The organism is Kitasatospora saccharophila (assembly GCF_039529925.1).
Taxonomy (GTDB): Bacteria; Actinomycetota; Actinomycetes; order Streptomycetales; family Streptomycetaceae; genus Kitasatospora; species Kitasatospora saccharophila.
In genome coordinates this window covers 1-552 of the sequence record NZ_BAAANS010000192.1, presented here as the reverse complement: position 1 = coordinate 552, position 552 = coordinate 1, and the positions used below count along the sequence as shown (strand labels likewise).

Genomic DNA, 552 nt, shown 5'->3' with positions numbered 1-552 from the left:
GCTGACTGCTGTACCCCGGCGGCTTCCACAGCGTCGGGAAGCACGCCTTGGTGTTGGCCGCCGGATCCGCCGGCACGTTCTGCGGCGTGCACTCGGCGTCGTTGTACACCACCGTGATCTGCGCACCCGCCTCCGTCACGATCGTCTGGATCCGGTCGTGGTACATCACCGACACGTTGGAGATCGTCCCCACCCGGTTCGGCAGCTGCGCCGGAGCACCGAAGAGCGTCGGCGGCACCGCGGGCGCCGCGCCGCCACCACCACTGGTGTCCAGACCGGTGCGCTGGATCGACTCCAGCCACAGGGTCGGCGCGTGGTCACCGCCGTCCGGGAACGAGTGCGTGAAGTCGTAGCGGTCGACCTGCTGCACCGTCCCCCCCACCCGCACCTGCGTGGTCACCGACGACAGCCGCTTGCGGGACCAGAACGAGGGCGCGTGGTTGGTGCAGGTCGCCCCCTGCGCGCAGTTCAGGTCGACCGGGACGTCCGGCCACCACGGCGCGTTCTCCACCTTGAAGTGCGCGTCGTCGCACACCGCGCCCGCCGGAGTGC

Annotated in this window: 1 protein-coding gene; it reads right to left on the bottom strand. The window is 70.7% G+C overall.

The genetic code is table 11. From position 1 onward, the window contains the following. The coding region (locus ABD345_RS40120; protein WP_344559792.1) for a hypothetical protein at positions 1 to 552 on the bottom strand (552 nt) is incomplete at both ends.